Consider the following 17,758-nt stretch of genomic DNA (forward strand, 5'->3'; position numbering starts at 1 on the left):
CCACCTGGGGATCATCGCTCGCCAGGAGGCACGCTATGCGGAAGCGGTGGATCACTTCGGCATCGCCTACAAAGTGCGACCCGACCGAGAGGACTACCGTCTCGCACTCATCGACGCTCTCGTGCTTGCGGGGGAAGACGGGACCGCTCTCAACGAGCTCAGGTCCTGGGTGACCCAGGAGCCGAATCGAGCCGAGCTCTGGGCGAGAGCCGCCTTGATCTTCGCTCGTGTAGGGCTCGTGACGGAGGCGCGACGGGCGATCGCGAATGCCATCTCGATTGCCCCATCGAACGAGGACTATCAGAAGATAGTCCGCGCCCTCGCTACACGAGATAGCCTCAACACCTCAGGCCGACCCTGACGCATCTCGATTGCAACTTCTTACTGGCTCCGGGGCCAGTAAGGATTTACACGGCAACCGCTCGACCGATCAACCGAACAGCCGTGCCAGCCAATCCGCGGCTGGCGAATGGAGATCAGTCTTGTAGATGGTCCCGTTGGGCGTGAGGTCGAGCTCGAAACGATGCGGACCCTTGCCATCGTCGATCTCCACCTGGAATTTATAGGGAGTCTTTCTCGTGCGCCTTGCGAGGGCCTCCGACGGTGGCTTGAGCGACCGCAGCGCGGGATCGCGAATCAGAGCGCTCAGCACTTGATCGACCGGCGTGCAGGGGGGCGGCGGCGGACCGGCGGCGCCGAAGCGCTTGGTGAATTCCTCGTAGTGAAGGATGAAGCCGTCGCCGCCGGCGTGATACTCGCCTTCGATCGCGACGTCGTAGCAGGGCTGGCAGTACGCGCGCATCGCCACCGTGTCGTGCAGGAACACGGCCAGCACTCGGTACTCGGGCGTCACGGAGCCGCAGCGATTACAGCGCGCGGAGTCGCCGAACGCGCGCTCGAACGCGGCGGCGCTCGCGATGCCGCTTCGGGTGGATTCGCCGCTCACGATGACCTCCAGGTGGGGTTGCAGGGCCTCGAGTCGCTCGTTAGTCTGCCCCCATGGCAGCCTTCCTCGTCAAGACCGAACCGTCCACCTACTCGTTCGCCGATCTGCAGCGCGAGAAGCGCGCGGTCTGGGATGGGGTCTCGAATCCGGTCGCCCTCCGGCATCTATCCACGATTCGCAAGGGGGACACGGTGATCGTCTATCACACCGGCGACGAGAAGCAGGCGGTGGGCCTCGCCACGGCGGTCTCGGATCCTTATCCCGATCCCAAGCTCAAGGACCCCAAGCGTCCCGTGGTCGACCTGGCTCCCGGCCAGCCTCTTCCCCGGCCGGTCACGCTCGCGCAGGTCAAGGCCGATGCCGTGCTCAAGGGCAACGATCTCGCCCGGCTCCCCCGTCTGTCCGTGATTCCGTTCAGCGAGGCGCAATTCGAGCGGTTGCTGAAGCTCGCGGGGGCCTGATTGCTCCGGTGAGCAAAGCGGAAGCCGAAAAGCGCATCCATCAGCTCGCGCGCGAGATCCATCAGCACGATCACCGCTACTACGCGCTCGACAAGCCCACCATCTCGGACGCCCAGTACGACCGGCTGATGCGCGAGCTCGCCGAGCTCGAAGCGCAGTATCCCGACCTGGTCCTCTTAGACTCCCCCACCCAGCGCGTGGGCGGCGGCATGCGCGCGGCGTTCAAGAAGGTGGCCCACGAAGCGCCGATGCTCTCGCTGGATTCGCTGATGAGCGTGGAGGAGGTGCGCGAGTTCGACGCCCGCGTCCGCAAGGCGCTGGAGATCGATGAGGTCGCGTATCAAGTCGAGCCGAAGTTCGACGGGCTCTCGGTCGAGCTGGTCTACCAGGACGGGCGGCTGCGCACCGGCTCCACGCGTGGCGACGGCGAAGTCGGCGAGGACGTGACCGAGAACCTGAGGACCATCCGCGCCATTCCGCTGCGCCTCTCCGAGGAAGGTCCCGAGGAAGGCCTTCGCGGCACGCTTGCGGTCCGCGGCGAAGCGCTGATCCCGATCCCCGAGTTCGAGGCTTTTAACAAGGGGCTGATCGAGAAGAACGAGGAGCCCTTCGCCAACGCGCGCAACGCCGCCGCGGGGACGGTGCGCCAGCTCGATCCGCGCATCACGGCGTCGCGCAAGCTCGACTTCTACGCTTACGACGTGCTGCGCGGCGAGCATGCGGTGTTCAAGACCCAGGGCGAGATGCTCGAGGCGCTGCGCGGGTGGGGCTTTCACGTCGAGAAGAGCATTCGCTCCAAGCAGAGTCTCGAGCAGGTTCTCGCCTACCACCAGGCACTCGCCGAGCGACGCGAGAAGCTGGAGTTCGAGGTGGACGGCGTGGTGATCAAGGTGGACCGGCGCGACTGGCAGGAGCTGCTCGGCGTGCGCTCACGCAGTCCGCGCTGGGCAGTGGCCTTCAAGTTCCCGCCACGCGAGGAGATCACGACCGTGGCGGACATCGTGGTGCAGGTCGGACGCACCGGGAAGCTCACGCCGGTGGCGCAGCTGCGACCGGTCGACGTCTCGGGCGTCACCGTGAGCCGGGCCACGCTCCACAACCAGGATGAGGTGGACCGCAAGGACGTGCGCGTCGGCGACACGGTGCGCATCCGGCGCGCGGGCGACGTCATTCCCGAAGTGGTCGAGGTGCTCAAGGAGCACCGCCCGCGTGGCGCCGAGCCCTTCCAGATGCCGCGCCACTGCCCGGTATGCAAGGCGCGCGTCGACCGCGTCGGCGCGTATCACCTGTGCACCAACGGCCTCGCCTGCCCCGCGCAGCTCCACGGACATCTGGTCCACTTCGCGTGGGTGGTGGACATCGTGGGGCTCGGGGAGAAGACGGTGAAGCAGCTGCTCGACCTCGGGCTGGTCAAGGACCTCGCCGACATCTACAGGCTCACGCCCATCGACCTCGCGGGCCTCGAAGGCTTCGCCGAGAAGTCGATCGAAAAGCTCATCACCGCGATCGAGAACAGCAAGCGGCCCCGCCTCGATCGCTTCCTCTCGGCACTCGGCATCGAGCACGTCGGCGAGACCGTGGCCCGGCTCCTCGCCGATCACTTCGGATCCCTCGAGCCGATGCTCGACGCCACCGAGGAGGATCTGCAGAAGATCCGTGGCATCGGCCCCGAGGTGGCGGAATCGGTGCGGCGCTTCTTCCAGAGCCCGCGCAATCGCCGCGTGCTCGAGCGCCTCCAGCAGGCCGGCGTGCGGCCGGTCGCGGAGAAGAAGGCCAAAGGCCCTCAGCCGCTCGCCGGGCAGGTCATGGTGTTCACCGGAGGGCTCGAGCGCTTCTCTCGACCCGAAGCGCAGCGCAAGGCCGAAGCCGCCGGCGCTCTGATCGCCTCCGGCATCAGCAAGAAAGTCACGCTGGTCGTGGCCGGGCCCGGCGCGGGATCGAAGCTCGACGAGGCCCGGAAGCTCAAGATTCCCGTGATCGACGAAGCCCAGTTCCTGACCCGCATCGGCGAGGGCTGAGCGCGTTGACCAACGACGACATCGCGCGCGTCTTCAGCCGGCTCGCCACCATGCTCGAGATCGACGGCGCCAATCCGTTCCGAGTCCGCGCCTATCGCGAGGCGGCGCGCGTGCTGGGCGAGCTGCTCGAGCCCGCGGCCGGCCTCGATGTCCAGGCGCTCAAGGGACTCCCCGGCATCGGTGGCGACCTCGCGGTCAAGATCCGCGACGTCATCGACACCGGGACCACGGCGCTGTTCGAGGAGACGAAGCTCAAGGTGCCGCTCGAGGTGGTGGCGCTCACCGAGCTCCAGGGCATGGGACCGAAGCGGGTGAAGATGCTGCTGGATCGGGGCATCAAGAACCGCGACCAGCTCGAGCAGGCCGCGCGATCCGGGGCGCTCCGCGAGCTGCCGGGGTTCGGCGAGACGCTCGTGACCAAGCTCATCAAAGCCATCGAGTCCGCCGCACGCATTGGGGGCCGTCCGCTGCTCTCCGCCGCGTGGCCGGTGGCCGAGGCGCTGGTCGCGCGCTTTCGTCAGATCCCCGGAGTCACCCAGACGGAGGCGACGGGCTCGTTCCGGCGCCGCAGGGAGACGGTCGGCGACCTCGACATCCTGGTGAGCGGCGGAGACGCCGCGCGGGTGATGGGAAGCCTCACCGAGTACTCCGAGGTCGGCGAGATCCTCGGGCGCGGCGACAGCAAGTCCTCGGTGCGCTTGAAGAGCGGTCTCCAGGTCGACGTTCGCCTGGTTCCCGAGGAAGGCTTCGGCGCCGCGCTGCTCTACTTCACCGGCAGCAAGGCGCACAACATCGCGCTCCGCAAGATCGCGATCGACAAGGGCTGGATGCTGAACGAGTACGGCCTCTTCGACGATGGCACGCGGATCGCGGGCCGCACCGAAGAGGAGGTCTATCACAAGCTCGGGATGGACTGGATCCCACCCGAGCTGCGCGAGGCGCGCGACGAGATCGAGCGCGCGTGGACCGGCACTCTCCCCAAGCTCATCGAGCTCGAAGACCTGCGCGGCGACCTGCACCTCCACACCGACCGGACCGACGGACGCGAATCGCTGGAAACCGTGGTGAAGACCGCCAAGGCCAAGGGCTACGCGTACTGCGCGATCACCGACCATTCGCAGTCGCTGACCATGGCCAACGGCTTCGACACCGCACGGGTGCGGCGCTCGGTGGAAGAGATCGAAGCGGTGCGCCGCGCGGTCCCGGGGATCCGCGTGCTGCACGGCCTGGAGGTGGACATTCTCGGCGACGGATCGCTGGATCTCGACGACGAGGGCCTTGGGTTGCTCGACTGGGTGATCGTCTCGCTCCACTCCAGACTCACCCAGCCGCGGGCCGAGATGACGGCGCGCGTGCTCAAGGCGCTCGCTCATCCGGCGGTCCACGTGATGGGCCATCCCACGGCCCGTATGCTGGGGAAGCGCGAGCCCGTCGACCTGGACATCGAGGCCGTGCTCGACGCGGCCGCGGCCCACGGGGTGCTCATGGAGATCAACTCGCAGCCGCACCGAGTCGACCTCTGCGATCTTCACGCGCGCATGGCGAAGGAGCGGGGCATCAAGCTGGTCATCAACACCGACGGGCACACGCTGGTCGAGATGGACCAGATGCGTTACGGGATCTTCTCCGCGCGCCGCGCCGGCCTCGAGAAGGGCGACGTGCTGAATACGCTCGAAGCGGACGAGCTGCTCGATGCCGTGCGGCGCAAGGCGCCGGCCGTCAAAGCGGTCTCGAAGGCCGCGGCGAAGGCTGCGAAGCCGGCGGCGCCGCCGAAGGCTGCCGCGAAGCGGAAAGCCGCCGCTCCGCGCGCTCGTCCGAAGCGCGCGCGATGACGACTCGCTCGCGGCTCGCCGGCCTCCTGATGTTCGCGACCGCCATGGGCTGGCTCGAGGCCGTGGTGGTGGTCTATCTCCGCTCCATGCTCGGCATGCAGCACGGCGAGGCCATGCCGGCCTATGCCGAGGTGATGGCTCGCATCCGGAGCGTGCCCTGGCTGCTGCCGGTCGAGCACGGGCGCGAGGCGGCAACCATGGCGATGCTGGCTTCCGTCGCCTGGCTCGGCGGCGATCGCCTGCGCTCGCGCTTCGGGGCCTTCATCATGATCTTCGGGATCTGGGACATCGCCTACTACGTCGGCTTGCGGGCGATGGTCGGCTGGCCCAGGAGTCTCGCCGCCATGGACCTGCTGTTCCTGATTCCGCCGCATCCCTGGTGGTACCAGCCGGTCTGGCTGCCGGTGGGGATCTCCTGCGTGATGATCGGCACCGGCCTGGCGTTGATGCGAGCCCATCGGGACACCAGTGGAACCTGACGGCTCCTGAACGGGTACCACACGGTGACTGCTTCGCAGGTGCCCGAAGGGAGGTCGCGATGCGCAAGCCAGCCCTCCTCCTGGTGATGGTTCTGCAGGCCTCGGCCGAATCCGCCTACGCCAAGATCCCTAGTGCCGCATTGAGCACCGTGCCACCGGGTATCACGGTCGTCGGCGGGACGTCCGGGACTGCCGATCCCCTCGGCAGCGCGACATTCGTGCTGCGCGATGCGGCGGACAATCCCCTGCTCTTCCAAGAGGTCGTCCTCGACTTCTCCGCCTGTTCCGACGTCCGCTTGTCGCCCGACATGGCGGATCCGGGCATCGTGGTCGATTGCGCCAACAAGACGGTGCGCGGCGTCACCGACCTCAATGGGAGCGTGACCTTCAGAGCTGTGGGCTCGGCGAGCGGACCTCCTCGATCGATCTCGAAGTGTCTCGCTGTCCGGATCCTCGGTGCTCCATTCTTCTGGCTTTCCGTCAGCGCCGATGACTTGAATGGGTCGAACGGTGTCAATCTGATGGACGTGTCTATGGCCGTGGCGGATGTCCACTCGGGACACTATCGCGCGCGCTCGGATTACGACTTCGACGGCCAACTCGATCTGATCGACATCAGCGTTCTGTTGCGCGCAGTCTATGCCGGCGGCTCGACCGTGAGCGGCCTGGGGTGCGCGCAATGAAGCGGCTCTCTTCGAGATGGACTTGTTGCTCGGCCGGCTTGCTGTGTCCCTTGCTCCTGTCTGCCGGGCTCTTCGCCCCCGCGATCGCAGGTGACAAACCATTTCCTCCGAACTCCACGCTACCCAAAGGAGTCACCCTGGTCGGAACGCGGGATGGCGTCCCGGATCCCCTGGGCGCCACGGTGTTCCTCATCCGCAGCCTCTTACATCCGCTGCCGAACGTCACGGTGACCCTGGACTTCGCCAACTGTCCCGATGTCCGGTTGGGCGACATGACGGCGCCCGACACCTGGTTCAACTGCGGCGCGAAAACGATCTCGAAGCTGACCGACGGGACGGGCACCGTCACTTTCATCGTGGTCGGAAGCACGGACGGCGCCTCCAGGCCTCTGTCCGAATGCGTGCGAGTCTTCGCGGACGGTGTGGCGTTCCCGGCGCTGATCGCGAGCTCCTACGATCTGAACGCCGCCGGAGGAGTCAACGGTCTGGATCTGTCGATCGCCGCGGGCGACGTCTTCTCGGGTCAGTACCGCGGACGCTCCGACTTCGACTTCGACGGCGACCTCGACATGATCGACGTCAGCCAGATGGCTCGGGCGATGTTCGCCGGCGGCTCGGCGACGAGCGCCGTGACTTGTCCCTAGCGACGCTGCGGCTACGGCTAGAACACGATCCCGAAGCTGACCGGAACCACCTGGATCTGGTCGGTTTCGATCAGACCCTCTTCGGTGTAGACGTTGTCCACGCGTCCCTCGGCGTAGAGGCTCACGACGCTCCCGAGCTTGATGACCAACCCTCCTCCCGCGTTCACACCGAAGCGGGTTTCCGAGGTCTCGGTCTCCGCGAGCAGGCCCTTGGTCTCCATCTTGATGTTGTAGGCACCGACGCCGGCCACGATGTAGGGCCGGATGGGACCGGACTGGACCAGGTACATCTGGAAGTTCGCGAGTCCGGCCATGATCTGTCCGGTTCCCGTCGGCACGGCAACCTTCGCATCGTCGAGATCGAAGCTCGAAAAGGTGAAGTCGAGACGAGGCTGGATCGGCAGCATGCGCAGATTGAAGCGCAGGAAGCCCTGGCCGTTGAATCCGTTCTCGAACGCCTCATCCGCGTCCTTCACCGGCACGCTGACGCCACCGCCGATGCCGATGCTGATCAGGCGATTGGAGGAAAGCTCGTCGTGCATTTGCGCGGCGGCCAAGGCGGGAATCACTGAGAGGAGAGCCGCGATGCAGAGGCGAGGAGCGAAGAGCGGTCTCATGAAGGACTCCGTGTGGGGATGGCGCGGCTTCAGACCTTTTCGGCCACGCTCTTGGCCTGCAGGAAGAGCAGCAGGTAATCCCGGCCTCCGGCCTTGGAATCCGTGCCGCTCATGTTGAAACCCCCGAAGGGATGGACGCCCACCAGGGCGCCCGTGCACTTGCGGTTGATGTAGAGGTTGCCGACGAAGAACTCGCGCTTGGCGCGCTCGATCTTCTCGGGATTGCGCGTATAGACCGCGCCGGTGAGTCCGTAGTCGGTGCCGTTGGCGACCTGGAGCGCCTCGTCGTAGCTCTTGACCGGGATCACCGCCAGCACGGGCCCGAAGATCTCCTCCTGCGCGATGCGTGCGCTCGGCTTGACGTCGGCGATCACGGTGGGCTGGACGAACCATCCTTCCTGCCCCGCCACCGGACCGCCACCCGCGATCAGGCGACCTTCCTTCTTACCGACCTCGATGTACTCGAGGATCTTCTTCTGGGCCGCAGGGCTCGAGACTGGGCCGAGATTGACCCCGGCTTTTTCGGGCTCGCCGACCACGATCTTGTCGACCTGCGCCTTGAGCTTGTCCAGGAAGGCGTCGTAGACCTTTTCGCTCACGATCGCGCGCGAGCACGCGGAGCACTTCTGCCCCTGGAAACCGAAGGCCGAGGCGCTCACGCCCTGCGCGGCCGAGTCGAGGTCGGCCTCCTCGTCGACGATGATGGCGTCCTTGCCGCCCATCTCGGCCACCACGCGCTTGAGCCAGATCTGGCCGGGCTGCACCTCGGCGGCGATCTGGTTGATGCCGATGCCCACTTCCTTCGATCCGGTGAATGACACGAAGCGGGTCTTGGCGTGGCGAACGATCGCGTCGCCGACGACGCCTCCGCTGCCGGTGACGAAGTTGAAAACGCCCGGAGGAAGCCCGACCTCGTCCATGAGGTGGAAGAACTGCCAGGCGATCGCCGGAGTGTCGCTCGCCGGCTTTACCACCACCGTATTCCCGGTGACAATCGCCGCGGTCGTCATGCCGACCGTGATCGCCAGCGGGAAATTCCAAGGCGGGATGACGGCGCCGACGCCGAGCGGGATGTAGACCATGCTGTCGCGCTCACCCGGGATCTGGGTGACCGGCTGAGGCCCGTCGTAACGCAGCATCTCGCGCGCGTAGAACTCCATGAAATCGATCGCCTCGGCCGTGTCGGCGTCGGCCTCCGGCCAGCTCTTGCCGACCTCGAGCACCATCCACGCGGAGAACCAATGACGACGCTCGCGCATGCGCCGCGCGGCTTCGATCAGGTAGGCGGCACGCTCGGTCGCCGGAACCCGTGACCAGTCGGCGAAGGCCCGGTGCGCGATCTCGACGGCTTCCATCGCCTGCTCCCGGGTGGCGGACTGGAATCGGCCCAACACCTCCGACGGTCGGGCGGGATTCTTCGACTCGAAAGTCCCACTGCCCTTTCTGCGCTCACCACCCATGACCAGCGGATGCTCCTGGCCCAACGCCGCGCGGACGTCGGCGAGCGCTTTCTCGAAAGCGCTCCGATGCTCGGGAAGCGTGAAGTCGACGTAAGTGGTCGGCGAATAGGTCGGCAGCGCCTTGGGATCGACCGGTGCGATCCCACGCGTCGTGGTCGGATTCATGACTCCTCCGGCGTTGATGGTCGCGGACGCGGGAGTCTAGCAGTCCCCGATGGATCAATCGAGGCGCACGACCCTGGCCACCGGGCTCGTCCCGCCGTCCAGAAGACGTGCCAGATAGATGCCCGCTGGAACGGCCACTCCGCCCTCGTCGCGCCCGTCCCAGCCCACCGAGGACGCTCCGCCGCGGACCAACAGCCGGCGTACCGCGCGGCCCTGCACGTCGTGAACGACGAGCGGCGCCTGGTGGTCGAGGGCCTCGCCGAGGCGAAACTGTGTAGCGGAGCGCATGACGCTCGGTTGCGCCCAGAGGCGCCGTGCACGACCTTGCGCTGGCTCCGAAACCGAGACGTTGGATTCGCCGATCCGCTCCCCGGTCCAGGTCGCGACGGCCACGGTGCAGGGATCGCTCATGACCGGAACGAAGTCCATCGTGAACTGGATGCGGAAGCCATCGCCCGTCGACGGCTCGAGCGGGCAGATGTCGGATGTGCTGACGCTGAGGCCGAGCAAGTTGATGCCCTCATCAGCGTCCATCACCATTCGCTGATCGGTGATGGCTCGCACGAAGCCCGCACGGTCACGGTGGGCGACACGGTAGGAGATCGCAAAGGCCCCCGGCATCTGGATGACCGTGGGAGAACCCACCAGTGCCGGCGTGTAGAGGCCATCCTGCAGGAGCTGGACGCACAGGTCGAAGACCCCATCGTCTGGTGTCCGTTGCCCGGCTGCTCCATCCCACACGAGGTAGGTCTCGGCCGTGAAGCCGTGGTCGCCGTGGTCCGCGAGCAGCATCTCGACACCCGGCTCGCCCGGAATTCTCACTGCCCCGTCGCCCGCGTCGGCGCCCATCATCCCGATCGGTAGCTCGTCACAGGGATCGGGTGGTGCATCGCAATCCATCGCGGACCGCAGGATGAGACGCAGGGTCTGGATGCTCACGTGAGGCTCTACGGGGTCGGGGGGCAGGATGTCCACTCCGTAATCCAAGGGCGCGGTCGGATAGGGCGGCCCCGCGACCGCGAGCGCCGGCGCGTCGTAGGCGAGCGGGATGCTGTGGGCCTTCGCCATCCGGAGATCCGCGAGGTGGTAATCCCCCTGCACCGGCGCCGACAGCGTCACCTGGACGTGCACGATCGCCGTCTTGTCGAGATTGGCGGCATAGGCGCTCAGCGGGATCTCGAAGAACGGGCCGGGCGCGACGATCGGCACGCTCTCGACGTCGCTGGCGCCTGACGCGTCCTCCAGCCGGACCTCGAGCGTCGCTCCGCCGGAGACGGCGACGGTCACCTGCGCGACGATCTTCATCAGGACGCCCCCGCCGGTGATATCCACCGGCGCCGTCGGTCGGTAGCGAAGCTCGAGCCGGCCCCCACCACCAGCGGGCATGACGGTCGCGATCTCGTCGTTCACGGCGACCATGTGGAGCTGAGCGCCCGCGGGGTCGCTGCCCAGAGCGTGGAGGCGGACCTCGCGCTGGCTCGCGATGCAATGGAACGGGGGAAGTCCGGACTGCACCGCAGAGGCGCTTCCACCTGCGGGCGCCATGAGATCGAAAGGGCCGTGCTCGAAGTTATCGATCACCAGCGCCGAGGCGGGATGAGCGAGAAGCATCAGGGTGACGCAAACGATCGATGCGCCGGTCGTGAAACGGATCGGCGAGGCCATGCGTGGCCGCTGAGTGGATCGGAACCCGGGGGTCATCACCTTCTCCTCGAATCGGCCTGAGGAACCGAGGCCAGCCGAACATTGTCGCCTTCATCGAGGAGAACGGATTAGAACCGCTCGTCGCACAGGCAAAGGAGCCAGCAGGCGGCGAGCCGGGCACTCAGCGGGGCGGAAGTTCTCTCAGACCTGGACCTTGGCCCCCAGCGCCGCGATCAAGGCGCGACAGAAGTCGGGCAGATCGGCGGGCGTCCGACTCGAGATCAGGTGACCGTCCACCACGACGCTCTGATCGATGAAGGTGGCGCCGGCGTTCTCGAGATCGTCCTTGATGGCCGAAACTCCGGTGACCTTGCGCCCGTCGAGGATGCGCGCGCTGATCGGCACCCATCCGGCATGACAGATCATCGCAATGGGCTTTCGGTCGCGATCGAATTCCTTCACCAGCTCGAGCACCACCGAGCTGCGGCGCAGGCGATCCGGCGCCCATCCGCCGGGAATCACCAGCGCGTCGAAGTCCCCGGTGCGCACCTCGTCGAGCGTGCGGTCGGGCTTGCACGGATAGCCGTTCTTGCCCGCGTACACCGTCTTCTCGGGCCCGGCCACCACCACTTCCATGCCTTCTTCCATCAGCCGCAGCTTGGGATACCAGAGCTCGAGGTCCTCGTAAGCGTGCTCGACCAGGACGAGCACGCGTCGGTTCATGCGCAGCGGAGACATCCGTCACCTCCTTCGTCGATTGAACGCCGACTTTGAGCGACGCCTTCGCCCGCGTCAAGAGCGGCCGCCGGACTCCCTGGTCCCGCGGCTCACGCTGTCGCATACTGCCGCCCCATGCGTCACCACTTGGCCGCCCGCATGCTCGTGGGACTGCTGATCGGGCTCGTCCTCGGCTCGGCCGCTCACTTCTGGTTCGCCGAGGCGCCGTGGCTCACCGGCTTCGTGAAGTACGTCACCGACCCGGTCGGCAAGATCTTCCTGCGGCTCCTCTTCATGCTGGTGATTCCGCTGATCGTCTCGGCGCTGTCGCTCGGCGTGTCGGGTCTGGGCGACTTCCGCAGTCTCGGACGGATCGGCTTGAAGACACTCGCCTACACGGTCGCGGTCTCCACGGTGGCGGTGCTGCTGGGCGTGATGTTCGTCAACGTCTTCAAGCCCGGCGCGGGATTGTCGCCCGACCTGCGAGCGCGACTCTCGGCGCAGGCCTCGGCCGCACCGCCCCCCGCGCCCGCGGCAGGCTCGACCGGCGTCGACTTCCTGGTCGGCCTGGTGCCCAACAACGTGATCAAGGCGATGGCCGATGGCGACATGCTGGCGGTGATGGTGTTCGCATTGTTCCTGGGGATCGGCATGTCCCTCACCCGCACCGAGCCGGCCCGGCGCCTCGAGGAAGCGCTCGAAGGGCTCTACGACGTGGTCATGCGCCTGCTCGGCATCGTGCTGAAGTTCGCTCCGATCGGCGTGGCATGTCTCCTGTTCACGCTCACCGCACGGCTCGGCCTCGACGTGATCCGCCAGCTCGGAGCGTACGTCCTGGTGGTGGTCGGTGCGCTCGCGGTGCACCAGTTCATCGTCTATTCCCTGACGGTGGCGTGGCTCGGCGGCATGAGCCCCCTCAAGTTCTTCAGCGCCGTGCGACCGGCAATGGTGACGGCGTTCTCGACGGCATCGAGCAATGCCACGCTGCCGACGTCCCTGATGGTGGCCGAGGAGAACCTCAAGCTGCCGTCGCACGTCAGCCGCTTCGTGCTGACGCTGGGCTCGACCGCCAACCAGAACGGCACCGCCCTTTTCGAAGGTGTCACCGTGCTGTTCCTCGCCCAGTTCTATGGCGTCGATCTCACCCTCGCCCAGCAGGTGAGCGTCGCGTTCATCTGCGTGCTGGGCGGCATCGGCACCGCCGGCGTTCCGGCCGGCTCGATCCCGGTGGTGGTGATGATCCTCGGCATGATCGGCGTGCCGGCCGAAGGAATCGGCATGATCCTCGGCGTGGATCGTTTCCTCGACATGTGCCGCACCACGCTCAACGTGACCGGCGATCTGGCGGCGGCCGTGGTCGTGTCACGCGGCGAGGAGTCCCAGACCTAGCTTCGAGCGGCTTTCATCGGTTCTTCACACGCCTCTCCCACCATCGTTTCTGAATCATGTCCAAAGCCCAGGTTCTGCTGGTCGACGACGACGAGAAGACCGTCGCCACGGTGACGCTCTATCTCGAGCACGCCGGCTTCGATGTGGTCACCGCGAGCGACGGAGTGGGGGCGCTGGCCATGGCGCGCCGCGAGCCACCGCCGGATCTGATCGTCCTGGACCTCATGCTGCCCGGGCTCGACGGACTGGAGGTGTGCCGCAGGCTGAGAGAGGAGTCGTCGGCGATCCCGATCATCATGCTCACCGCCCGGTCGTCGGAGGAGGATCGACTCAAAGGCCTCGACCTCGGCGCCGACGACTACGTGGTCAAGCCGTTCAGCCCTCGGGAGCTGGCCGCCCGCGTGCGGGCGGTGTTGCGACGTGCGCCGGGCGCCGAGGATGAGACCCCCTTGCGAGTCGGGGCGCTGGTGATCGATCCGGCGCGGCATGAGGCCACGGTGCGCGGCGAGCGCGTGCCGCTCACGCCACGCGAGTTCCGGCTGCTCGAGGTCCTTGCACGAACGCCGGGCCGCGCGTTCTCGCGCTCCGAGCTGGTCGAGCGGGCGTTCGGCGCCGAGTCCGAAGCGCTGGATCGCACCATCGACGCGCACATCGTCAATCTGCGTCGCAAGATCGAAGTCGACCCCGCCAGGCCTGCGATCGTCGAGACGGTCTTTGGCGTGGGCTACCGACTGCGCGGAGACGCCTCGTGATCCGCAGCTTGCGCGCGCGGCTGTTCCTCATCGCCGCCATCACCATCGTGGTCGCTCTTGGCGTGGTGGGATTGATGTCCCGGCGCGTCGCGCAGATGGAATTCCGCCGCTTCGAGCTGGTCGAGCGCGCCGCCCACGTGGAAAACCTGGCGCGCGAGCTGAAGCGCCGGGTCGCGCTGGCCGACTCGGCGCGCCTCGACAGTGTGCTGGCGGAGCTGGGCCGCACGGAGCAGCGTGAGCTGCTCCTGGTGGCGCCGGATGGCCGAGTGCTGGGGGCTTCGACCCCCGAGCTGCGGGAGTCACGGGTGACGATGGGTCCTCGGGGTCGCATCGAGATCGATCGCGAGGTGCGGCGGGGAGCGACCTCCGCTCAACTGCGCGCGGTGCTGACGGGCGGCCCGAGGGCGGAGCTGCGGCGGGCGGATGGGAGCTTGCTGGGCATACTGGCGATCCTGCCGGCCGCGGGGCGTGAAACGAGCCACGCCCGCCCCTTTGGCCTGAGCTTCGATTTGCGCCTCGCGACCGCCGCCGGGGCCGCCGGGGTGGTGGCCCTGGCGCTCTCGTGGTGGCTCTCCCGCCGCATCCTTCGTCCGGTGGATGCGCTGACCGTGGCGGCGCGCCGGCTGGGAGCGGGCGATCTCTCCCCACGCGTTCCCGCCACCTCGGGCGACGAGATCGGCGAGCTGTCACGCGCATTCAACGCCATGGCCGAGGCGCTGTCCCGGCAGGAGACGCTGAGGCGGAATCTGATGAGCGACGTCGCTCACGAGCTGCGCACACCGCTCACCAATCTTCGCGGTCAGATCGAAGCCGTCGAGGACGGGCTGCTCGCGCCGAGTCCCGAGACGATCCGCTCACTGCGTGAGGAAGTGCTGCTCCTCTCCCGCCTGGTCGAGGACCTGCAGACGGTGGCCGTGGCCGAAGCCGGCCGGCTCTCGCTCGATCGAGCGCCGGTCGCGCTGCCCGACCTGGTGGAAGGCGCGCTCGACAGCATTCGCGTGGTGGCCGCGGATCGCGGGATCACGCTCGCGAGCACCATCCGCGACCTGCCGATGGTCGATGCCGATCCGACGCGGATCGGCCAGGTGCTGCGCAACCTGCTGGCGAATGCCGTCACCGCCACGTCCCAGGGCGGCCGCATCGAGGTCTCGGCCCATGCCGAGGAGGGGTTCGTTCATGTGTTCGTGACCGACACCGGAGCCGGCATCGCGCCCGAGCATCTGGCCCACCTCTTCGAGCGCTTCTATCGGGTCGATGCCTCGCGAACTCGTACGACGGGAGGCGCGGGCCTCGGGCTGGCCATCGTCAAGGCCATCGTCGAGGCGCACGGCGGAGCGGTGACCGTGACGAGCGATCTGGGCCAGGGCACCTCGTTTCGATTCACCCTGCCCCGAGTCGAGCCCTGAGCTTCATCAGTTCTTCACGCGGCCGCTCTAGGGTGGCGCTCGCATCGGCCGCTTGAATCTCGTTTCGATGGAGACGCCCATGAGAACTCGTTCCGTGTTGCTCGCATTGACGGTCGTGCTTCTGGTTGGAGCGGCCCCGGCCAGTTTCGAGTTCCCGGACACCGAGGTCGGCCGCCGCGCATCGGCCTACCTGGCCGCGTTCAACTCCGGCAAGGAAGAGGAAGTGCGGGCGTGCATCGAGGAGCACGTCTCCAAGGCCGCCCTCGCGCAGCGACCGATCGACGAGCGAGTCGCGATCTACCGCGACATGCGTGACGAGCACGGCAAGCTCACGCCGCTCCGCGTGATCGAGTCGGCCGACGACCACGTGCAGATCCTGGCGAGCACGTCGCACGGCGCCACGCTCGACATCACCTTCCTCGCGGAGGCTCATGCGCCTCACTTGCTGCTGGGACTGCGGATCATCGACCAGGATCCCGGCGCTGACGCCGAGGCGGCGCCAATCGCCACCACACCCCTCACCGAGGAAGGGGCGATCCAGGCCTGGCGCGCACAGCTCGACTCATTGTCACGGGCGGGCGCGTTCTCGGGCGCGGTGCTGCTGGCGAAGCAGGATGCGGTTCTCTTCCAGTCCGCCTACGGCGAAGCGTCACGTGAGATCCACACCCCGAATCGAACCGACACCAAGTTCAACCTCGGCTCGATCAACAAGATCTTCACCAAGATCGCGATCGCCCAGCTCGTGGCTCAGGGCAAGGTCAAGCCCGACGATACGATCGACCGCTATCTTCCCGACTATCCGAAGGCGGCGGCGAGCCGTGTAACGGTGCGCCACCTGCTCGAGCATCGCGGCGGCGTGGGCGACATCTTCGGCGAGGCGTACGACCGGGCCGACAAATCGAAGCTGCGGCGCGTGCCGGACTGGATTCCGCTCTTCCGCGACAAGCCGCTCGCCTTCGAGCCCGGCACTCGACAGCAGTACTCGAACGGCGGGTTCGTCCTGCTCGGCGCGATCGTCGAGAAAGCCTCGGGCGAGGATTACTACGACTACATCCGGAAGCACGTCTACGGACCGGCGGGGATGAAGAACACCGATCACTACGCCCAGGATCAGAAGGTCGCCAATCTCGCCGACGGCTACACGCGCCAGACTCACCCGGGCGTCACGAAAGGGCAGGACGGTCTGGGGAACAACGCACCGACCCGGCCGATGCGAGGCAGTCCGGCGGGCGGCGGTTACTCCACGCTGGCCGACATGCTCACGTTCACCCGCGCGCTGCGCGCGCAGAAGCTGGTTCAGGTGAAAGGGCTCGGCCGTGGTTTCGAGGAGCTCACGCCGGGCCCGGACGGCCGCCTCGGCCTCGGAATCGGCGGCGGGGCGCCCGGCCTCAATGCCGCCGTCGAGATGGCGGGCGACTACACGATCATCGTGCTCGCCAACCTCGATCCACCGGCGGCGCAGCGGGTCGCCTCTTCGCTGCGCGCCTGGCTGCCGGGGACGGGCGGAGGCGGGCGGCGCGTGCGTGTGGGCGGAGGAGCACATGCCGGAACAGGGATGGGCCCGCAGGTCGTGTCGCACGAGCCCAAGGGCCCGGATCGGACCGCGGTCCCCGAGAGCGGCGCCGAGGTGGAAATGAGTCGTAGCGAGCATCTCCCGGCGGTGAGCGTGATGATCAACGGCCGTGGACCGTATCGCTTCGCGCTCGATACCGGCGGCGGCATGAGCGCGAGCATCGACTCGACGGTGGCCGCGGCGCTGAAGCTCGAGCCGATCGGTCAGGTCCGCGCCGGTGATCCGAGCGGTCGCAACCCCATCACGCTCGACCTCGTGCGACTCGAGTCATTGAGCATTGGCAAGGCGAAGTTCGAGGGAATAGACGTCTCCGTGCGGTCCGGACGCATGCGAAGCCTCGGCGAGCATGTGGATGGCATCCTGGGCTTCGCCCTGTTCAAAGACTGCCTGCTCACGCTCGATTATCCCGCGAATCGCCTGCGTATCGATCGCGGTGAGCTGCCGGCGGTGAACGGGAAGGACGTGCTCGCCTTCGACCGGCGTCGCGGAATCCCGTCGGTGCGGGTCCAGGTCGATTCGCTCTGGGTCGAGGCCGACGTGGACGCCGGCGCGCCCGGAGGGTTTTCGCTGCCCGTGAGCCTGGAGCCGAAGCTGGCCTTCACATCCGCGCCGCGCGTGATCGGCCGCGGCCGCACGCTGGGGAACGACTTCGAGATCCGTGCGGGTGAGATCGAGGGCTCCGTACGTCTGGGCGGCTACGAGTACAAGGGAGCGAGCGTGGAGTTCCAGCCGGTGTTTCCGATGGCGAACGTCGGCTCGCGCGTACTGCGGGACTTCCGGGTGACGTTCGACCAGAAGAACGGCAGGATGCGGCTGGCGAAGGCGACCTAGAGCGGCGCCGCGCGGCGAATGCGATCCCGCTGCGCCGCCTCGCTTCCACGCACGTAACGATCGAACAGATCCTTCGCCACATCCGGTGTGTGGTAGTACGTCAACCGTTTGTTCTGCAGATCGAGCACCCAGAGATCGCCT

At 67.2% G+C, this 17,758-nt stretch carries 16 protein-coding genes; 11 read left to right on the forward strand and 5 right to left on the reverse strand.

Annotated features, from left to right (window positions below):
* Positions 1-361 (forward strand): hypothetical protein (locus tag VFQ05_16400; GenBank protein ID HET9328348.1); only part of this gene is annotated, 361 nt, incomplete at its 5' end.
* Positions 362-430: 69 nt separating this feature from the next.
* On the opposite strand, the gene VFQ05_16405 is transcribed toward VFQ05_16400, so the two are convergent.
* Positions 431-946, reverse strand: a complete 516-nt coding sequence (locus VFQ05_16405) for a hypothetical protein (GenBank protein ID HET9328349.1) — start codon at positions 944-946, stop codon at positions 431-433.
* Between the two features lie 53 nt (positions 947-999).
* Between VFQ05_16405 and VFQ05_16410 the strand changes: the two genes are divergently transcribed.
* From VFQ05_16410 to VFQ05_16435, 6 genes are read left to right on the forward strand one after another with little or no spacing between them, the layout of a single operon-like run.
* Positions 1,000-1,407, forward strand: a complete 408-nt coding sequence (locus tag VFQ05_16410; protein HET9328350.1) for an EVE domain-containing protein — start codon at positions 1,000-1,002, stop codon at positions 1,405-1,407.
* An 8-nt stretch (positions 1,408-1,415) separates the two neighbouring features.
* A complete protein-coding gene (gene ligA, locus VFQ05_16415) occupies positions 1,416-3,425 on the forward strand; it encodes an NAD-dependent DNA ligase LigA (protein HET9328351.1) in 2,010 nt (669 codons plus the stop codon).
* Positions 3,426-3,430: 5 nt separating this feature from the next.
* A complete protein-coding gene (gene polX / locus VFQ05_16420; GenBank protein ID HET9328352.1) occupies positions 3,431-5,257 on the forward strand; it encodes a DNA polymerase/3'-5' exonuclease PolX in 1,827 nt (608 codons plus the stop codon).
* Positions 5,254-5,736, forward strand: a complete 483-nt coding sequence (locus VFQ05_16425) for a hypothetical protein (protein ID HET9328353.1) — start codon at positions 5,254-5,256, stop codon at positions 5,734-5,736. The genes polX and VFQ05_16425 overlap by 4 nt, the downstream gene beginning before the upstream one ends.
* A 59-nt stretch (positions 5,737-5,795) precedes the next feature.
* Positions 5,796-6,419 (forward strand): hypothetical protein, encoded by a 624-nt coding sequence (locus VFQ05_16430; protein HET9328354.1) that lies wholly within the window; start codon positions 5,796-5,798, stop codon positions 6,417-6,419.
* Between the two features lie 50 nt (positions 6,420-6,469).
* The gene (locus VFQ05_16435; GenBank protein HET9328355.1) at positions 6,470-7,063 is read left to right on the forward strand and encodes a hypothetical protein; all 594 of its coding nucleotides are present in this window, start codon (positions 6,470-6,472) and stop codon (positions 7,061-7,063) included.
* 17 nt (positions 7,064-7,080) lie between these two features.
* Here the strand turns inward: VFQ05_16435 and VFQ05_16440 are convergent, their stop codons facing one another.
* From VFQ05_16440 to VFQ05_16455, 4 genes are all read right to left on the reverse strand, one after another.
* On the reverse strand, positions 7,081-7,680 hold the full coding sequence (locus VFQ05_16440) for an outer membrane beta-barrel protein (GenBank protein ID HET9328356.1): 600 nt from the start codon (positions 7,678-7,680) through the stop codon (positions 7,081-7,083).
* 29 nt (positions 7,681-7,709) lie between these two features.
* Positions 7,710-9,305, reverse strand: coding sequence for an L-glutamate gamma-semialdehyde dehydrogenase (gene pruA / locus VFQ05_16445; protein ID HET9328357.1), 1,596 nt, complete (start codon positions 9,303-9,305; stop codon positions 7,710-7,712).
* Between the two features lie 54 nt (positions 9,306-9,359).
* Positions 9,360-11,006: a hypothetical protein gene (locus tag VFQ05_16450; protein HET9328358.1), complete on the reverse strand. Its 1,647-nt coding sequence runs from the start codon at positions 11,004-11,006 to the stop codon at positions 9,360-9,362.
* Between the two features lie 144 nt (positions 11,007-11,150).
* Complete coding sequence (locus VFQ05_16455) at positions 11,151-11,687, reverse strand: type 1 glutamine amidotransferase domain-containing protein (protein HET9328359.1); 537 nt, start codon at positions 11,685-11,687, stop codon at positions 11,151-11,153.
* A 114-nt stretch (positions 11,688-11,801) separates the two neighbouring features.
* Between VFQ05_16455 and VFQ05_16460 the strand changes: the two genes are divergently transcribed.
* The 4 genes from VFQ05_16460 (at position 11,802) to VFQ05_16475 (ending at position 17,617) form a co-directional block, all read left to right on the forward strand.
* The gene (locus VFQ05_16460) at positions 11,802-13,055 is read left to right on the forward strand and encodes a dicarboxylate/amino acid:cation symporter (protein ID HET9328360.1); all 1,254 of its coding nucleotides are present in this window, start codon (positions 11,802-11,804) and stop codon (positions 13,053-13,055) included.
* A gap of 56 nt (positions 13,056-13,111) precedes the next feature.
* On the forward strand, positions 13,112-13,807 hold the full coding sequence (locus tag VFQ05_16465) for a response regulator transcription factor (protein ID HET9328361.1): 696 nt from the start codon (positions 13,112-13,114) through the stop codon (positions 13,805-13,807).
* Positions 13,804-15,213, forward strand: coding sequence for an ATP-binding protein (locus tag VFQ05_16470; GenBank protein ID HET9328362.1), 1,410 nt, complete (start codon positions 13,804-13,806; stop codon positions 15,211-15,213). Before VFQ05_16465 ends, VFQ05_16470 begins: the two co-directional genes overlap by 4 nt.
* Before the next feature lie 79 nt (positions 15,214-15,292).
* Positions 15,293-17,617: a serine hydrolase gene (locus VFQ05_16475; protein ID HET9328363.1), complete on the forward strand. Its 2,325-nt coding sequence runs from the start codon at positions 15,293-15,295 to the stop codon at positions 17,615-17,617.
* Positions 17,618-17,758 lie beyond the last annotated feature (141 nt).

This window comes from Candidatus Eisenbacteria bacterium (assembly GCA_035712145.1).
In the GTDB taxonomy this organism is placed as follows: Bacteria; Eisenbacteria; RBG-16-71-46; order RBG-16-71-46; family RBG-16-71-46; genus DASTBI01.